The organism is Paenibacillus dendrobii, from assembly GCF_009807035.1.
Classification (GTDB): domain Bacteria; phylum Bacillota; class Bacilli; order Paenibacillales; family Paenibacillaceae; genus Paenibacillus_AQ; species Paenibacillus_AQ dendrobii.
In genome coordinates this window covers 2,084,332-2,100,693 of the sequence record NZ_WUBI01000001.1, presented here as the reverse complement: position 1 = coordinate 2,100,693, position 16,362 = coordinate 2,084,332, and the positions used below count along the sequence as shown (strand labels likewise).

Below are 16,362 nucleotides of genomic sequence, written 5' to 3'. Positions count from 1 at the left end.
GAAAAAGCCTTGCAGAGATCATTCTCTGCAAGGCTTTTTGGCATAAAGATACAACAAAGTATGAACCTATAGACGCTACATTATGCGGATGGAGAAATCCGCTGGTTGGCGCGCTGAACTTTAACCAGACGTCCCAGTAGAAGGGTGGCGCCAACGGCGAGTCCGGTGATGAGTCCGATCCAGAATCCGTAAGCGCCAAGCTGCGTGAAGGTGGCAAGGACGTATCCAACCGGCAGACCGATGACCCAATACGAGATGAATGTAATGATAAACGCAGGATTGACATCCTTATAGCCCCGCAGGGCCCCTTGAACCGGAGTCGCGATGGCATCGGAAATCTGAAAGAATATAGCGTATATCAGGAAATGCTGCGTCAACGCGATGACATTGCTTTCATCGGAATAAAGCCCTGCAACATATTTGCCTGCCACGAGCAGCACAACGGCCGTCACGAGCGAGAGGGCTACCGCCGATAGAATGCCTAGGATGCTGTACTGGCGCGCATCCTTGAGCCTGTCGGAGCCCTTTTCAAAGCCGACGAGGATCGTGAGCGCCATGCTGATGCTAAGCGGTATCATATACAGCGTTGTAGCGAAGTTCATGGCTGCCTGATGGGCTGCGATCGTCAGTGTGTCGAAGCGGCTCATGAGAAGAGTAACGGCTGCGAAAACCGCAGTCTCGAAGAAAATGGAAAACCCGATCGGCACGCCGATTTTCAGAAGCTCCTTCCATGCTTTCAGGGATACTCCATGGAAAGTGCGGAAGATGCCGAATGAAGCGAAGGGCTGAAGCCGGGTAACGAAAAGGACCGCAATGATGAACACGCACCAATACGTAATAGCGGATGCGATGCCGGCCCCTGCGCCTCCAAGTCGCGGGAATCCCCAGTTACCGAAGATGAGCAGGTAGTTCAAGAAGATGTTGATCGGCAGAGATATCAATGTGATGGTCATCGAAACGCGGGTTTGGCCAAGCGCATCGATATAGCTTCGGATAACGGTATATCCGAACATCGGAATAATGCCAATCGACAGGTAGCTCAGAAAACGAAACGCGATATTCCGGACATCGTCTTCCAGATTCATAAAGCCAAGAATCGTGGGAAGCAGAAGACTTCCTATGGCTAAAATGGCGACCGCAAGCAAAAGGGCAAGCCATAACCCCTGCATGACATGATAAGCTACCTTTTTAGCATGTCCGCCGCCCATTAAATGGGATACGATCGGTGTTATGCCCATCAGGATTCCGCTCAGACCGGTCTGGAGCGGTATCCATAGACTCGATCCGATGGCTACGCCTGCCAGATCGGTAGAACTTGCTTTGCCCGACATGTTGGTATCAAAGAAGGTGATGGCGGAAAGAGCGATTTGCGTAATAAGAATGGGCAGTAATATAACCAGAAATTGTTTTGATTTTTGTTGCAGCGTAACCGTTGGTTTCATAGCATGTATGCCTCACAGTTTTTGAATTCTGACATCATGGTGACAGTAGTCTATTGTAGAGCAGAAGGCCGTGTTTGAACAGGGGAAATCCGAAAAGCCGGCAGCGCGCCTGAAACGGAAGCTGTCCAGCTTTATTTGTCCGCATGAGAAAAACCCGGCCTGAGCAGCCGGGTTTTAATTTGAAGTTATGTCGAAGCTTTTATTTGTAATCCACACCCTGGGAATAACGGTTGGTCGCATTCCACAGCAGGTATTCGTCGATTTTCATGTCCTTCAGGGCACGTATTTGCTCCTCGACTTGAGCCTTGCCGTACTTGATGTAATGTCCGCTGCCAAGCCAGCTGGCCGTGAAATCCTGAATCCATGGGCGCACGATTGGTTTTTGATCTTCAAGCGGAGTCAGTTTTTTGAACGTATCCGTCATTGAACCCTTAATCGTTTTGTAGGGTTCTTTATCCGGATCCTTCGCTCCGAACCAGCCTGTCGTGTAATGGCTTGGATATACCATGGGACTGATAACATCGACGTTTTCGGAGATCTTGTTGAAGTCCTGTCCAATCCCTTCTGCTGCAGGAACGGATGCTGCATATCCGAAAATATCAACCGATACACGGACGCCCAATGGAGCGAGCTGTTTACGTGCGTATTGAACGAATTCGGCGACGGCATCCACGCGAGACTTGCCGTTCTTGATGTACTTCAATGAATCGGCACGCTTCTCGAATCCTTCGGGAAAGCGAACATAGTCGAATTGGATTTCCTTGAATCCGAGCTTGGCCGCTTCTTTGGCGATTTCGACGTTGTAATCCCAAACTTCCTTACTGAAGGGATTAACGAAGCTGTCGCCTTTGCCGTTTTTCCATACGGTTCCATCACTGTTAACAAAGGAAAGATCAGGACGTTTTTTGGCAAGAACCGTATCTTTAAACACGACGACGCGCGCAATCGGATAAACATTATGTTTTTTCAGACGGTCCATCAGTCCGTGAACGTCACGAATAAATGGTTGGGGATTGCCCTTTTTGATCAGGTCCGGATTATCCGTCTTGTACGTTATGTATCCTGCGTCATCCTTGATGTCGATGACCATTGCATTCAGTTCCGTCTTGTCCAACAGATCAAGAAGCTGGGTCATCCGGGAGCCGCCGGCGCTGTAAGCTGTTACGTATACACCTTTGACCTTGGGAGCTGTCACCTGGGGGTCTACCTTGGCTGGCGGGTTGTCCGCACTTACGGCCACGTCTTTTTGCTGCGAAGCAATGATGGCTGAATTAATGGATGATTCGATGATTTTTGCAACTTGATGATTGTCGTTCTGCGGATGATGAGCCGCGCTGCTGCCCAAAATCATCAGCAGAGCCCAGATGATGTTCATAAAAATTCTCTCCCTTGTTAGCGTTCACATTATGATTATATAAGAACAAATGAGCTTAAAAACAACAGGTTTGTAACAATTTGGCGGAATAATTCGAATGGAGGCACCCCTCCTAGTTTTAATAAACCGAACGGTTCTGTGTTAAACCATTTTATACTTTCTAGCTTTGCCTAGGTGTGCCTGAAATACGTATGCAGCAAGGGATTGGCAACATTTTTACAATTTTGCGAATATCGGAAAAACAAAAATGCCGCCTGCTTTTCAGTATGAAACAGGGACTGAAAAACGGACGGCATGATCAATCTTCATACTACTTCCCAAAGCAATCTTAATTATTGGAGAGGCGCAGAGCTTTGATGTTCACAGATACTGTACTGGATAATCTCCATAGCATCATCTTGTTCCAGGATACCCAATCCGTCCCGCAGCACGATGAGTGAATTCAGTTCATTGTGCTTCAAGAAAGGCATCATATCGGGGAACCACTTCATGACGATTTGGGACAACTTTACCGTTTCCATTTCCACAAAAATCACCCTTTCCTCTCGAGATTCTTTGAGCCCTAAATACTCTAAAGCCAAGGAGAATCGGAAAAGCGTTTAAGTGCTTGGAAAAATTCGGGTCAATCCTAATCTCATGGAACTATTGCAGGAACCGCGCACCATTAATATACCACAAAACACCTCTTTTTTACACAGCGGACCTAAAAATCAGCTTCTGCGGAAGGAACCCATGACGCCGACCGTTTCGACGATGTTGACGAATGCCTTGGGATCCGTTTGCTTGATGATCCGTTTCAGTTCCTGAAGCTCATAGCGGGTAGTGACGGTCATGAGCATATCTTTGGATTCATGCGAATAGGCGCCTTCGGTTTTAATTTTGGTGATGCCGCGCGGTCTCACTAACAGTTGTTTCAAGAGCTCTTCGGTTTCGTTGGTGATGATGTATACCGTAACCTTGAAATGGCTGACATGAATCATATCCACGATTTTGCCTGTCACAAAAATCGATACCATGGAAGCCAAGGCCAGGTTCCAGTCTTTTTGCAGATAGCCGGCGGCCAGGATGACGAGTCCGTTCATTGCAACAAGCACGTTGCCGACGGGGAAATCACGATAGCGCGTTACGATGGAACCGGCGATATCGAATCCGCCTGACGAACCGCCCGCACGAAACGAAATGCCTGCGCCGATTCCGACCAGTACACCTCCGAACACGGCTGCCAGCAGCGTATCTGAGGCGAGGGGATTGACCGGCACGATGGCGATAAACCAGGTGGTAGCGACTACCGACACAATGCTGAGGATGATGAACCGCTTGCCCAGCATGAACCAGCCCGCAACCAGGATCGGTACGTTAAACACGAAGTATAGGATACTGAGATCCACGGGGGTAAAATAATTCACCAGCATGGATAGGCCTGATACGCCGCCGCTGAGCAGCTGGTGCGGGACCAGAAAGAGATTGAATCCGCACGCGATGAAGGCGGCACCCAAGATGACGACGAGATATTTCCAGATATTGCCGAGCCGCAAAGTGCTCCACCTCTATTTCATATTTAATATTGTAAAGTGAAAAGAAAATAAACCTTTGTTTTCAAGCCGCTGGTGTTTGTAATTTATTTTGTGATATAATGTATTAGATGTTCTTGAGTAGGCTTGTACAATAGTATTATTCTGACATTGTTTCAGGAGAAAAATTACCGTTTACTTAAATTCTGTAGGCTGTTTTTGCCCTGGATAAACGCTATAGAGAATATAAGCCATGCAATAAATTTTGAAGAATGGCTAACCTATATAATGTTTACCGCTACTTAAGAATACAGACAAGATTGTGGAATGTCCACTATATAGAAGGAGTATGAATATTTTGAAAAATTTCGCAGATTTAGGCCTTGAACCAAAGGTTCTTCAGGCCATCACAGAGCTTGGATTCGAGGAAGCAACACCGATCCAGGCGCAGTCGATTCCGATTGCTATGTCCGGGCGCGATATGATCGGCCAAGCGCAAACGGGTACAGGTAAAACCGCAGCTTTCGGCATTCCTCTGATTAATAAAATTTCCAAAGACACGGATAAAATCGTAGCGCTGGTTATGACCCCGACCCGTGAGCTTGCTATCCAAGTTGCTGAAGAGATCGGAAAGCTGACACGTTTTAAAGGCATCGGCTCGCTTCCAATCTACGGCGGTCAGGATATCGGACGCCAGATTCGCGCATTGAAAAAGAAACCGCAAATTATCATCGGTACACCAGGACGTTTGCTCGATCACATCAACCGCAAAACCATTCGTCTTGATGATGTCGAAACCGTCATCCTCGACGAAGCCGATGAAATGCTGGATATGGGCTTTATGGAAGATATCCAATCCATCCTGAAGCTGGTACCGGATGAGCGCCAAACCATGCTATTCTCCGCAACAATGCCGCCAAATATTCAAAAACTGGCTCAGCAATTTTTGAAAAACCCTGAACATGTATCGGTTGTACCTAAACAAGTCAGCGCACCACTGATTGACCAAGCATATATCGAAGTACCTGAACGTCAAAAATTCGAAGCGCTTTGCCGTTTGATTGATATGGAATCGCCAGAGCTTGCCATCGTATTCGGACGTACAAAACGTCGTGTCGACGAACTGTCCGAAGCTCTTCAAAAACGCGGATATTCTGCAGACGGCCTTCATGGCGACTTGTCCCAAAACCAACGTGATACCGTTATGCGTAAATTCCGTGACGGAAGCATCGATGTTCTTGTTGCAACAGACGTCGCAGCTCGCGGACTCGACGTATCCGGCGTAACTCATGTTGTCAATTTCGACCTTCCGCAAGATCCGGAAAGCTATGTACACCGTATCGGACGTACAGGCCGCGCGGGTAAAGAAGGAACAGCATGGTCTTTCGTTACACCTCGTGAAATCGATCATCTGCACTTGATCGAGCGCGTTACACGTCACCGTATCACCCGTAAGCCGCTTCCTACGCTCGCTGAGGCGATTGAAGGCAAACAACGTATCATCGCAGAACGCCTGCTCGAAACCATCGAATCCGGCGAATTGAACGAATACAAAGGCCTTGCCATTCAGCTTCTTGAACAGTACGATTCCGTACAGCTCCTCTCTGGCGCTATGAAGATGTTGACAGGGGAGAAACGCGATTCCGAAATCCAATTGACACCTGAGGATCCGATTCGCGTGAAGCGCCGTTACAATAACGGTAAGCCAGATCTTCGCAACGGCCGCAAACCATCCGGTAACTATGGCGGATTCCGTGGAGGCAATAGCGGCGGTGGAGGAAGAGGCGGATATAACCGTGACCGCGATAATAACGGCGGACGCGGCGGATACAACCGCAGCAACAGCAGCGGCGGTGGTCGCAGCGATTCCTCTTATCGTGACAGCGGAGATCGCAAACCGCGCACGAACAGCGGAGAAGGAAGAAGACCTTCCAAACGTGACGATTCCTACAACAGCTAATAGAACGAAATGAAGAAGAGCCGAAGTGCAGAATTGCACTTCGGCTCTTTTTTTAGATATCAGAAAGTATAAGCTTTTTGGATTCGTATCATATCGCACTCACGGAAGGTTAATTCCTGTTTACTTTGTATGAACCCTAAGTTAGAAAATGAATGCGCGTGTGATGATAACCAGCAGGATGAAGAGCACCAGAATTGCTCCAGTGGAACCCCACATACCCATACCATAACCGTATCCAGCAACATTAGACATTTATAATTACCTCCTTAAGTGTTTGATTCCCTTGGGTTACTGTGTATATTATGAGGGTTCATGTCTTGAGGTATAGACCTATACCCATATCCCGGAAAATTAGGCTCTGGCAATGTAAGGCTAAAATGCGGTATATTATTATGTACAGGCATAGATAGTGGAGGAGGAGGCTTTTTCTTGGAATTTAAGGGTGCAATGGGCGGTATTTACAGAATAACAGAATGGATTACCCGCTTTGCTTACAGTAACATCCTGTGGATGTTATGTTCGTCGCCGTTTTTCTTTTTCCTGGTGACCAAAATGCTGGTAACAGGTGCGAATGAGTCGCTTCAAATGAATTGGGCTATGGGTATTGTGGCACCGTTTACATTATTTCCTGCAACAGCCGCGCTGTTTGCGGTTGTCCGTAAATGGGTGATGGGTGATCCGGATGTGAAAATCTTCAGCATGTTTTTCAGATCCTACAAGGAAAATTATAAGCAAAGCATGATCGGCGGCGTGTTCTACGTTCTATTGCTGGTTATCATGCTGGTCGATTATACCGTTTATATGACGCAGTTCAGCAATCTGCAGATCATCGGTATTGTGATGCTGATATTGCTGATTGTGCTGTTCGTTTCGTTGTTTAATTTCTTCTCGATGATTGTTCACTACCATATGGGCATTTTACAAATTCTCAAAAATGCGGTGCTTATCACGATCATTCGGCCGCTTCGGGTCATTACCACCGTTCTGGGAAGTGCTGTGGTGCTGTTTATCGGATCGAAGTATCCGGCGCTCATCTTTTTCTTCGGGGGTAGCTTGATCGCTTACTGGGCATTCTTCAACTTCTACGCGACGTTTACGAAGATGCAGGAACAGGCCGAACGTATTAAACTAAAGGAACTTGAGGAGCAGGAAGCAGCTGAGCTTGAAGGGAACTCGAATGCATACGATAACGACCCGGAAGACGAAGATTATCGGGAAAAGGAATCGGTTAAAAAAGATTAGCAGGAAATTCGAGCTTTTATCGAATGTTCTCCATCAACGTTTACATTCTGTTGAAATAGGTCTATAATAAGACTACATCCTGCGATGTTCGCCACGGTTAATCGTTGTTTTGAACCAATGATAATGTCTAGGGAGATCATTACGAAGCGTAGCTGAAAAGCCCTGTCTATATGACATGGGGACTTCAAAAGCGCATCCGAGGTCACCCACCTGCCAAAGCAGGTTCAGAAGACAATTTAACCGGACGGCATAGGCGGGTTTTTATTTGAACAATTACCAGACACTCCGTTTGCGGATCATTTCCGGAATTCAGGGGTGTTTTTTGCCTGTAAAGGCACATTTTACCCGAGTTTCTCTTTTGTTCTGTCCCTAACAATGATACACTGTTAAGTATTGATGATGCTTACTACAAAGGGGGAAAGGTCTTGTCGTTAAAGAGAGTTCTAGTGGGGATCGTTCGAAGCCAGGAGGGTACAAGCGACCGGGCAAAAGATCCTAAGATGAAGACGCGCTATTACAATTTATCGAGAGACAAGGCATGGGAGGAAATATCCTCGACACTGAAAAAAATTCCGGGTTACAAAGTGCTTCATGAAGTTCCTTCTGTCGGTGAAATTACGCTGGAGAAAAGAACATCTCTCGGACGCACAATAGATATTACGGTTTCCGTATTATCGGTTGGTCCCGTTCGCAGTGCAGTGGATATGTACTCGGCTTCCAGAGGCTCCATGGGTGACCTCGGAGCGAATTACCGCATTATTTTGAATCTGTTTTCAGCACTCGACAAAAAATTGGCTAAATACAAAACAACCCAATCATAAGACTGAAAAAGCGAGAGAAAGGACAAGGCTCTTTCTCCCGCTTTTTTTAAGATTATAGATTCTATAACTTTCAGCGTAGCTGAACCATTCTATAATCGCAGAAAAACTACTCTTAATGCGGTCTGTCATCTGTGGAAAACTTCGGCCTTAGAGCAATTCTTTAACAGCGGCTACCGCTTTTTCATAATTCGGATGCTCGGTCATTTCGGGCAGATATTCCACGTACGTAAGTTTATCGTTTTTGTCGACAACGAAGATGGAGCGCATATCCAGACGGAATTCCTTGATGTGAACACCGTAGGCTTGTCCGAAGGACATATCTTTGTGATCGGAAAGTGTGACCACGCGGTCCACACCGGCTGCACCGCACCAGCGTGCCTGTGCAAACGGGAGATCGGCGCTGATAGTCAGGACGATGACTTCGTCTCCCAGAGCCCCGGCTTCTTCGTTGAAACGGCGGGTTTGAGCATCGCATACTCCCGTATCGAGGGAAGGTACAACGCTGATCAGTTTGATTTTGCCTGCATAATCCTGAAGTGTAGCTTGTTCAAGCAAATTTTTACTGACAGTAAAATCTGGTGCCTGATCTCCTGCTTTGAGTTCTGGACCTACCAATGTGAGCGGATTGCCTTTGAAAGTGGCAACACCTGTACGTTCTTGTGTCATGATGATTCTCCTTTCGGATCTGGAAATTGGCGAATCGTGCCAAGGATCATTATAATCTTTTTAAAAAGGCATTGTCCAATCAGTTTGCTAGGGTATGCTGATGATTGAGCGAAAATAAAGCGAGCGGATCATTCGGGCGACCCAGGTCCCGGTGGTTCTAGCAAAGGAAGTGTAACATGTTATTTGTTCGCTATGAAAACTGGAAAAGTTATTTAAGGTACTACCCCATTACGACGATATTATTTGTGGCCAATATCATTATGTTTATTGTAGTGTCTTTCAACGGAGGCTCCTCAAATAATGATACGCTCGTCAGGTTTGGCGCTTTGACCAATGTGGATGGCTACAATGAGTGGTGGAGATACGTAACGTCGATGTTCCTTCACGGAGGCTTCTCTCATCTGTTGTTTAATGATTTTGCGATCCTTGTATTCGCGCCTCCCCTGGAACGGCTCCTTGGAGCCTGGAGATACGCGTTGCTGTATCTTCTGAGCGGCGTGATCGGCAATATTTTGTCTGTTGCCCACTATAATCGGATTGGAGAGACGCTGCTGACGATCGGAGCTTCAGGAGCCATCTACGGCGTCTACGGGGCGTTTCTGTACATTGCCCTGCTGCAGAGAAACGGGATGGACGACTCGTCGCGAAAGACGGTGTATGCGCTGCTGATTGTTGGCGTTATCTTTTCCATGGTATCACCGGGAATGAACATTAACTGGATGGCTCATCTGGGTGGATTGGTCGGCGGATTTTTTATTTACGGATTAATGGCAAGAATGTTGAGGAAGAGAGTTAAACGGTCATAACGACATAAATTGAACTAAAGAATGAGTGCATTCTTCTTCTAACTTTCGTTCATTTTATATAGCGGACTCACGTAAAAGCAGAATGGAGCGAGTAACAGGTGGAATTAAGACAGTTGCAGTATTTTTTGAAGGTAGCGCAGAAAGAGCATGTCACCCAGGCGGCGGAAGAGCTGCATGTGGCCCAGTCTGCGGTTAGCCGTCAGATTCATCAGCTGGAGGAGGAACTGGGAGTCCAATTGTTCATGCAGAAGGGCAGAAACCTGCAGTTAACGCCTGTAGGCCAGTTGTTTTGCAAACGGGTGGACAGCATTCTGAAGGATTTGGATAAGGCTGTCGTAGAAGTTCATGAATTTCTCGACCCGGAGCAAGGCGAAATCCGGATTGGTTTTCCACACAGTCTGGGCATCCATCTGATCCCTTCTGTCGTTGCTGAATTCAAGCGGCGGTATCCGAATGTGAAATTCAGATTCAAGCAGGGGATGTTTCCTTCATTGATTCGGGACGTAATCTCGGCTGAAGTTGACCTGGCTTTCATATCACCTTTCCCGGAGAAACATGAGCAGGTGGAGGGTGAGATCATGCTGACGGAAGAGCTGTATGCGATTCTACCTCCGAACCATCCGTTGGCCAAGGAAGAGAGCATTGCCTTGAATCAGTTGAAAGAGGACAAATTCGTCTTGTTCAGCAAAGGTTACTCCCTGCGGCCGATTGTTTGGCATGCCTGTCTTGAAGCTGGCTTTACTCCAAAGATTGCTTTTGAAGGTGAAGAAACGGATACGATCCGCGGGCTGGTAGCTGCGGGCATGGGCGTGAGCATTTTGCCGGAGATGGCATTGTTCCAAACGAATCCGCTGCAGCCGGCGAGAGTGAGAATTTCGGAACCGAAGGTGACGCGTACGATTGGGCTGATTCACCGTTCCGATGACAAGCTGCCGCGGGTTGCGCAAGCGTTCCGATCCTTTCTGCTCAGCTATTTCGGACTGCAACAACAAAATGGAAATCAAAAAAACACCCCGGTCGGTTCGTAACCGACCAGGGTGTTTTTTTGATTCATATCTTAATCGCGATTATTGTTCGTAAAGATCATGATGTAGCGGAGCAGCTCCAGAACGGAAATGAGCGCGGCAGCTACATAGGTAAGAGCGGCAGCATTCAGAACCTTGGCGACGCCTCTCTCCTCATCATTCGATATATAACCCTCGGATACCATGATGTCACGTGCCCGGTTGCTCGCATTGAACTCGACAGGCAGCGTAATCAGCTGGAATGCAACGGCAACGGAGAAGAAGATGATACCGATGCCGAGCAGCCCCATCCACTGGAACAGGAAGCCTGCGATAATCAGCAATGGTGCAATCCCCGACGCGAAATTGACAACCGGGAAGATCCGGTGTCTCAAAACCAGCATAGGATAATGCTGCTTATGCTGGATTGCGTGTCCGATTTCGTGGCAGGCTACTGAGATCGCTGAGATGGAGCTCTCATAATAGACCGGCTCAGACAATCGGACAACGCGGTTGATCGGATCGTAGTGATCGGACAATGCACCGCGTACAGGCTCGATCGGGATATCATGCAGACCGTTGCTGTCCAGCATGTGCCGCGCGGCATCGTAACCGGTCATGCCGCTGGTTGCTGGTACATCAGACCATTTTTTGAAGGTTCCCTGGACCCTGAACTGAGCCCAAAGTGAAAATCCGAACGCAATAATAATTAGTATGAACATTCCCATGTTACACCCTCCTGCTTGTCATAAGAAAAATCTATCGAAGCACTTTCTAAGAAGACAGACCGCGTTAAGCAGTTGTTTTCCCTGCAGAGATAAGGATGTTAGCCTTTGAAGATTTTTTCTTATCTCTTAAAAAGGTACTTCTTATGATGAGACCTGCTACAGCGTAGGTCCCTGCTCAAGGAAGAGTCTAATTGCTTCGATGCAAGCCGCTCCTTGCGGGAGCAAATTCAGCAGCAGATGGCGGGCTTGCCCTGGTTTCATGCTTTTGAGAAGGGGGCTAAGCTCCTTCACCTCGCGTTCAAGCTGCTGCATATGCAGTTCCAGATAGGTAAGTTTGTCGGAAACCTGATGGATCTCAGGCCCGGCATCCCACTTATCAAGCGTTTGCCTGATCTCTTCCAGAGTATATTTCTCTTGTTTCAAATCATTAATACGTTTGAGACGGAGTAAGGTTTCATGGCTGTACAAACGATAATTTTTAAGAGTGCGTTTTTCGGGAGAAATGAGCCCCAGTTTGGTGTAATAATCAATCGTACGCTCGCTTACAGCCCCAGCTTTAGCCAATTCGCCGATACGGTATAGCTTTATATCCCCATCTAAAATCACCTCGCCGGAAAATAATCCATGATTGAGAATTAGTACAACTTTAATTCCATCCATGTACTCATTGTAATAAAAGATTTATGAAAATATGATACATGAAAGTTAACCATACAGTCAAACGTTACACTTTAAACATATTACAACTCACGTTATGTAATATTACATTTTGTAAAATTATGAAAAATATCTTGTCAATTACACTTCTTCCTGCTTATAATGTGATTAATAATTTCGTTATATGTAATATAACCTAACATTAAAGAGGAGTGGGGAGTATGAAGAGAAAGTGGTTTGGCGGTGCTTTGGCATTTCTTGCATTAATGGCTTTTCCGGCAACGGTGTTTGCGGATGACGGGCCAACGAACGTGCAGCTCCAAGCGGGACTCAATACCTTCTTTGTATTCATGGCAGCCATGCTCGTGTTTTTCATGCAGGCAGGATTTGCATTACTGGAAGCCGGATCGGTGCGGATGAAGAATGCCGGTCATATTGCAGGCAAAACCGTGTTGACGCTCGGTATCTCCATCATCGTATTCTGGGCCTTCGGTTTTGGACTTGGATTCGGTAACGGGAACAGCCTTTTCGGAACCACCGGGTTTTTCATGACTGGCGATTCCATGGCCAAAGCCTTTGATGCGCTATCCGCATCCGATGTATCCCTTTCTGTGAAATTCTTATTCCAGCTCTCCTTCGCGGCGGTGTCTCTCGCCATAGCTTGTGGCGGTATGGCCGAACGTGCCAAACTGAGTGTATATATTGTTTTCGGAGCATTGTTCATGATCGTCATTTATCCGGTTGTAGCTCATTGGGTGTGGGGCGGCGGCTGGCTCGGACAACTGGGCATGCAGGATTTTGCGGGTTCGACGGTCGTTCATTTAACAGGCGCGACTGCAGCCTTGGTCATTACCTATATGCTGAAACCGCGTCTTGGCAAATACAATAAGGATGGCAAGCCGAACAGCATACCCGGCCATAATCAAGTCCTGTCCGTGCTGGGCGTCTTCATCCTCTGGATCGGGTGGTTTGGCTTCAATCCCGGCAGCACCTTGTCGGCAATGATGGACGGTTTCTTCGGCTATGTGGCATTAACGACGAATATCGCGGTTGCAGCCGGAGCCATTGCAGCATTGTTGATTTCGTGGGCAGTCTTTGGCAAGGCGGATATACCAAGCATGTTGAACGGCGTGCTGGCTGCCCTTGTAGCGATCACGGGCTCTTGTGCCTTCGTGGATGCATGGGCAGCGGTAGTCATCGGTGCTGTGGCGGGTATCGTAACTTTCTTTACGGCACAATGGTTTGAGCGGGCAGGTATTGATGATCCGATATATGCGTTCTCCGTTCACGGCATCGCAGGGATTTGGGGCGCCATCTCCACAGGGCTGTTCGCGACTCCGAAGCTGGTTGAAACCACAGGCGTCGGAAAACCGGGTCTTTTCTATGGCGGTGGTCTGGAACAGCTTGGTGTTCAGCTACTGGGGGTTCTCGGAGCATTCGTATTCGTGTTCGCGATTTCGTTCATTATTATTGGATTGATGAAAGTGACGATGGGTATCCGCGTTTCTGAAGAAGAAGAAATGTTAGGGCTGGATATCAGCGAACACGGAACTTACGGTTATCCTGAGCAAATGAAGCTGATTGCCGATGCGGCTGCTGTAAAGCCTTCTCCTGAGCTGTCAGCAGTTAAACCGGCAGGAGCCGGAGAAGCTTTTAATTAAGAAACGTAGAGCTTACAAAGTTTGCGGAAATCATAGCTACCGGCGGCGGTTTGACAGGAGGTGCAGCGGTGGAGCCCATGAAATACGCGGATATTGAACCGGACTTGGAAGGCATAAGATACGCAGCTTCAAGGGAACAGTTGAGGAACAAGAGACAGGAATACCAAGGACAGCTTGAACGCTTATATACCGTTTTGCCGATTGCAGAATGGACATCATTAGTGAACGATATGCATGACGATGTTGCAGCCAGGGCGGCTATGATATGCGAATATGAGCTGGACGCGGCGGGTTACGGCCCGCCTCCGGTTCCTTATGCATTTGTCGTATTCGGAAGTTCGGGACGCCGTGAGTCTACGCTCTGGAGCGATCAGGATAACGGGCTGATCCTCAGTAATGAAGCTCATGAAGACAAAGAAATGTATTTTCACGCATTTGGGCGCCACTTGTCCAATTTGCTGGAGTATTTGGGATATGAAAAGTGCAAAGGAAAAGTCATGTGTTCCGAGCCGCTGTGGCGAAAGACCCTTGAAGATTGGCAGCGGCAGATGACCTGCTGGCATCAAGATTTTAGCTGGGAGCCTGTCCGCAGTTTGATGATTGCTTCGGATATGCGTTTTATTGCTGGAGACCGAACACTTGCATCGGCATGGAGGCATTTTTTTGAACAAAGCTTGCACGAATCGCCGGAGATGAACACAGCCATTTTGCGTAATACGGTCAGGCATAAGGCGACCTTGAACATTCTAGGTCAGGTGGTTACGGAACGCTTTGGTGAGCATGCTGGAGATTTCGATGTAAAATACGGGGTTTACATTCCACTGGTCAATAGCATTCGGTACATGGCTTTGCAAGAAGGTATCAGTGAAACGTCGACGCTGAAACGGCTGGAAAGACTGACGCTGCTAGACGGTGGCAACATGCTGTTCGAGAACTGCCAGCGTGCTTTTCTGACGGCGCTGACGCTCCGCGCTGCTGCATCCTTTACGGTAAAAGACGGCGTGTACTCCAGCAGCGGATTCCTGCCGCAGTCGGAGCTGAAGAAAAAACCGCTGCTATATAAACTTCGTGACAGTCTTACGACAGTGAGACGCACTCACCGAGCGCTGCAAAGAAGATTGCGATTTGCGGAGAGGGGAAGACCATGAAAACTCCGGAGCGCGGTAACGGCGGATTCTGGAGCATGTTGCGCCAAGGCGGGGTGCCGTCGGCAATTGCATCCGTGATGGGAGGAAATTCGGCACAACAGATGGCTTTTATCCGCTCTCTGATGAGAGAACAGCGTCGGCCGGAAATGCTGCATACACCATTACACAAGCTTAAAACCGTCATTTTTGATCTTGAAACCACCGGGTTCCGCGTTCAGCAGGGGGATGAAATATTGTCCATCGGAGCGCTCAAGGCTGAAGGCGAAGATATTATGGAAGGAGAGCCCTTCTACACACTGGTTCAAGCCAAACGGCCGGTTCCCCGTCAAATCACTGAGCTCACAGGTATTACCCAGCCCATGATTGACCAGGCGCCGCCGCTGATCGACGGGTTGCATGATTTTATGAATTTCGTGGGTGATCGCGTATTGGTAGCGCATGCGAGTGCACATGACAAGTCTTTTTTGAATGCCGCTCTCTGGAAGACATCCAAGGTGAATCTCAGCCATCGCGTCATTGATACGATGATGATTGCACGCTGGCTGGAACCTTATCGCCAAAGCTACGCACTGGACTCCTTACTCATGGGACGGGGAATTCCTATAGAAGGAAGGCATCATGCGCTGGAGGATGCGAGAATGACCGCGAAACTCTGGGCTTCTTACCTGAGGGATATTGCAGAGAATAGCCGAGCGGATACGCTTGGAGATCTATATGCCTGTCTCAGTCATGCCTGACATTGCATGCTTGAAGACTGAAACCACCATCTGTTCCTTTAAGGATGGAATACCCGTTTAACTGGATGATTCCCTCTGTCTTACCGGGGCTGCCGATCAGATATGCTGTGAGCATACCGCCAAAGAGCGGCAGTTGCCGCAAATCTTCTTCAGAGGGAACCGGAAGCGAATGAGGGTGCGAATGAAAGAGGCCAACCAGGTCTTTCCCCCGCAAGCATTCTCTCGTCCAATCCTCGGGATGAAGAATAAAACGGTGCAGCGGGTCAGGCGCTACGTTGCGCATCGGAACGAAGGTATCGATCCGCATGCCGCCCGCTGTAGCTTTACCCCGCAATACACCGCAGGCTTCATAAGGTAACCTGAGAAACAGGTGCTCGGCTATTTGCCTTCCGCACGAGGCGCTGAGCCAAATTTCTTGCCTGGTTTCATGAAGTTCTGTCAACCGTAGTTCTCCCCTCTCGTATGGCCCCTGCTATGAAGCAGGGGCATTTTTTTGTCATGTTATACATGGTCCCGCCTACGAATTAAATATCGTACTTGTTTGCCGTTTTCGCCTGAACGGTTCTTGTGCAAGTTGTAATTTCTGATTTTTGCAAATTTCTTT

General features: G+C 47.9%; 17 protein-coding genes and 1 other RNA gene. 9 read left to right on the top strand and 9 right to left on the bottom strand.

Features of this window, described 5'->3' with window-relative positions; translation table 11 throughout:
- Positions 1-80 precede the first annotated feature (80 nt).
- From GRF59_RS09180 to GRF59_RS09165, 4 genes are all read right to left on the bottom strand, one after another.
- Entirely contained in the window at positions 81-1,442 is a 1,362-nt protein-coding gene (locus GRF59_RS09180) for an MATE family efflux transporter (protein WP_160497272.1), read from the bottom strand.
- A 199-nt stretch (positions 1,443-1,641) separates the two neighbouring features.
- Complete coding sequence (locus GRF59_RS09175) at positions 1,642-2,817, bottom strand: putative glycoside hydrolase (protein ID WP_160497271.1); 1,176 nt, start codon at positions 2,815-2,817, stop codon at positions 1,642-1,644.
- 332 nt (positions 2,818-3,149) lie between these two features.
- Complete coding sequence (locus GRF59_RS09170; protein WP_202128521.1) at positions 3,150-3,338, bottom strand: hypothetical protein; 189 nt, start codon at positions 3,336-3,338, stop codon at positions 3,150-3,152.
- Between the two features lie 189 nt (positions 3,339-3,527).
- A complete protein-coding gene (locus tag GRF59_RS09165; protein WP_202128520.1) occupies positions 3,528-4,352 on the bottom strand; it encodes a YitT family protein in 825 nt (274 codons plus the stop codon).
- 334 nt (positions 4,353-4,686) lie between these two features.
- Here GRF59_RS09165 and cshA point away from each other — a divergent pair, with 334 nt between their 5' ends.
- Positions 4,687-6,288, top strand: coding sequence for a degradosome RNA helicase CshA (gene cshA, locus GRF59_RS09160; protein WP_160497269.1), 1,602 nt, complete (start codon positions 4,687-4,689; stop codon positions 6,286-6,288).
- Between the two features lie 141 nt (positions 6,289-6,429).
- Here the strand turns inward: cshA and GRF59_RS09155 are convergent, their stop codons facing one another.
- The gene (locus GRF59_RS09155) at positions 6,430-6,540 is read right to left on the bottom strand and encodes a sporulation protein YjcZ (RefSeq protein WP_160497268.1); all 111 of its coding nucleotides are present in this window, start codon (positions 6,538-6,540) and stop codon (positions 6,430-6,432) included.
- A gap of 177 nt (positions 6,541-6,717) precedes the next feature.
- Here GRF59_RS09155 and GRF59_RS09150 point away from each other — a divergent pair, with 177 nt between their 5' ends.
- The 3 genes from GRF59_RS09150 (at position 6,718) to GRF59_RS09140 (ending at position 8,351) form a co-directional block, all read left to right on the top strand.
- Complete coding sequence (locus tag GRF59_RS09150) at positions 6,718-7,530, top strand: YesL family protein (protein ID WP_160497267.1); 813 nt, start codon at positions 6,718-6,720, stop codon at positions 7,528-7,530.
- 73 nt (positions 7,531-7,603) lie between these two features.
- Positions 7,604-7,794: non-coding RNA, 6S RNA (ssrS, locus tag GRF59_RS09145), on the top strand.
- Between the two features lie 161 nt (positions 7,795-7,955).
- On the top strand, positions 7,956-8,351 hold the full coding sequence (locus GRF59_RS09140) for a DUF1499 domain-containing protein (RefSeq protein ID WP_160497266.1): 396 nt from the start codon (positions 7,956-7,958) through the stop codon (positions 8,349-8,351).
- Positions 8,352-8,498: 147 nt separating this feature from the next.
- Here GRF59_RS09140 and tpx read toward each other — a convergent pair whose 3' ends face one another.
- On the bottom strand, positions 8,499-9,017 hold the full coding sequence (tpx, locus tag GRF59_RS09135) for a thiol peroxidase (RefSeq protein WP_160497265.1): 519 nt from the start codon (positions 9,015-9,017) through the stop codon (positions 8,499-8,501).
- Positions 9,018-9,193: 176 nt separating this feature from the next.
- On the opposite strand from tpx, the gene GRF59_RS09130 reads away from it, so the two are divergent.
- On the top strand, positions 9,194-9,823 hold the full coding sequence (locus GRF59_RS09130; protein WP_160497264.1) for a rhomboid family intramembrane serine protease: 630 nt from the start codon (positions 9,194-9,196) through the stop codon (positions 9,821-9,823).
- A 98-nt stretch (positions 9,824-9,921) separates the two neighbouring features.
- Entirely contained in the window at positions 9,922-10,851 is a 930-nt protein-coding gene (gene gltC / locus GRF59_RS09125; protein ID WP_160497263.1) for a glutamate biosynthesis transcriptional regulator GltC, read from the top strand.
- Between the two features lie 29 nt (positions 10,852-10,880).
- Here the strand turns inward: gltC and GRF59_RS09120 are convergent, their stop codons facing one another.
- Positions 10,881-11,555 carry a zinc metallopeptidase gene (locus GRF59_RS09120; protein ID WP_160497262.1) on the bottom strand — a complete coding sequence of 225 codons (675 nt, stop codon included), beginning with the start codon at positions 11,553-11,555 and terminating at the stop codon, positions 10,881-10,883.
- A 156-nt stretch (positions 11,556-11,711) separates the two neighbouring features.
- A complete protein-coding gene (locus GRF59_RS09115) occupies positions 11,712-12,215 on the bottom strand; it encodes a MerR family transcriptional regulator (RefSeq protein ID WP_160497261.1) in 504 nt (167 codons plus the stop codon).
- 218 nt (positions 12,216-12,433) lie between these two features.
- On the opposite strand from GRF59_RS09115, the gene GRF59_RS09110 reads away from it, so the two are divergent.
- The 3 genes from GRF59_RS09110 (at position 12,434) to GRF59_RS09100 (ending at position 15,758) form a co-directional block, all read left to right on the top strand.
- On the top strand, positions 12,434-13,873 hold the full coding sequence (locus tag GRF59_RS09110) for an ammonium transporter (protein ID WP_160497260.1): 1,440 nt from the start codon (positions 12,434-12,436) through the stop codon (positions 13,871-13,873).
- Positions 13,874-13,941: 68 nt separating this feature from the next.
- On the top strand, positions 13,942-15,021 hold the full coding sequence (locus GRF59_RS09105) for a DUF294 nucleotidyltransferase-like domain-containing protein (RefSeq protein ID WP_160497259.1): 1,080 nt from the start codon (positions 13,942-13,944) through the stop codon (positions 15,019-15,021).
- Positions 15,018-15,758 (top strand): exonuclease domain-containing protein, encoded by a 741-nt coding sequence (locus GRF59_RS09100; RefSeq protein ID WP_160497258.1) that lies wholly within the window; start codon positions 15,018-15,020, stop codon positions 15,756-15,758. The genes GRF59_RS09105 and GRF59_RS09100 overlap by 4 nt, the downstream gene beginning before the upstream one ends.
- Here GRF59_RS09100 and GRF59_RS09095 read toward each other — a convergent pair.
- The gene (locus GRF59_RS09095) at positions 15,745-16,200 is read right to left on the bottom strand and encodes a M67 family metallopeptidase (RefSeq protein WP_160497257.1); all 456 of its coding nucleotides are present in this window, start codon (positions 16,198-16,200) and stop codon (positions 15,745-15,747) included. The two genes, GRF59_RS09100 and GRF59_RS09095, sit on opposite strands and share 14 nt — an antisense overlap.
- Positions 16,201-16,362: the final 162 nt, after the last annotated feature.

What these genes read in the sequence shown, in the direction of transcription:
- GRF59_RS09100 (WP_160497258.1), top strand. Translation starts at nt 15,018, where the DNA reads ATGAAAACTCCGGAGCGCGGTAACGGCGGATTCTGGAGCATGTTGCGC.
- GRF59_RS09180 (WP_160497272.1), bottom strand. Translation starts at nt 1,442, where the DNA reads ATGAAACCAACGGTTACGCTGCAACAAAAATCAAAACAATTTCTGGTT.
- GRF59_RS09115 (WP_160497261.1), bottom strand. Translation starts at nt 12,215, where the DNA reads ATGGATGGAATTAAAGTTGTACTAATTCTCAATCATGGATTATTTTCC.
- GRF59_RS09110 (WP_160497260.1), top strand. Translation starts at nt 12,434, where the DNA reads ATGAAGAGAAAGTGGTTTGGCGGTGCTTTGGCATTTCTTGCATTAATG.
- GRF59_RS09175 (WP_160497271.1), bottom strand. Translation starts at nt 2,817, where the DNA reads ATGAACATCATCTGGGCTCTGCTGATGATTTTGGGCAGCAGCGCGGCT.
- tpx (WP_160497265.1), bottom strand. Translation starts at nt 9,017, where the DNA reads ATGACACAAGAACGTACAGGTGTTGCCACTTTCAAAGGCAATCCGCTC.
- GRF59_RS09130 (WP_160497264.1), top strand. Translation starts at nt 9,194, where the DNA reads ATGTTATTTGTTCGCTATGAAAACTGGAAAAGTTATTTAAGGTACTAC.
- GRF59_RS09155 (WP_160497268.1), bottom strand. Translation starts at nt 6,540, where the DNA reads ATGTCTAATGTTGCTGGATACGGTTATGGTATGGGTATGTGGGGTTCC.
- GRF59_RS09120 (WP_160497262.1), bottom strand. Translation starts at nt 11,555, where the DNA reads ATGGGAATGTTCATACTAATTATTATTGCGTTCGGATTTTCACTTTGG.
- GRF59_RS09170 (WP_202128521.1), bottom strand. Translation starts at nt 3,338, where the DNA reads ATGGAAACGGTAAAGTTGTCCCAAATCGTCATGAAGTGGTTCCCCGAT.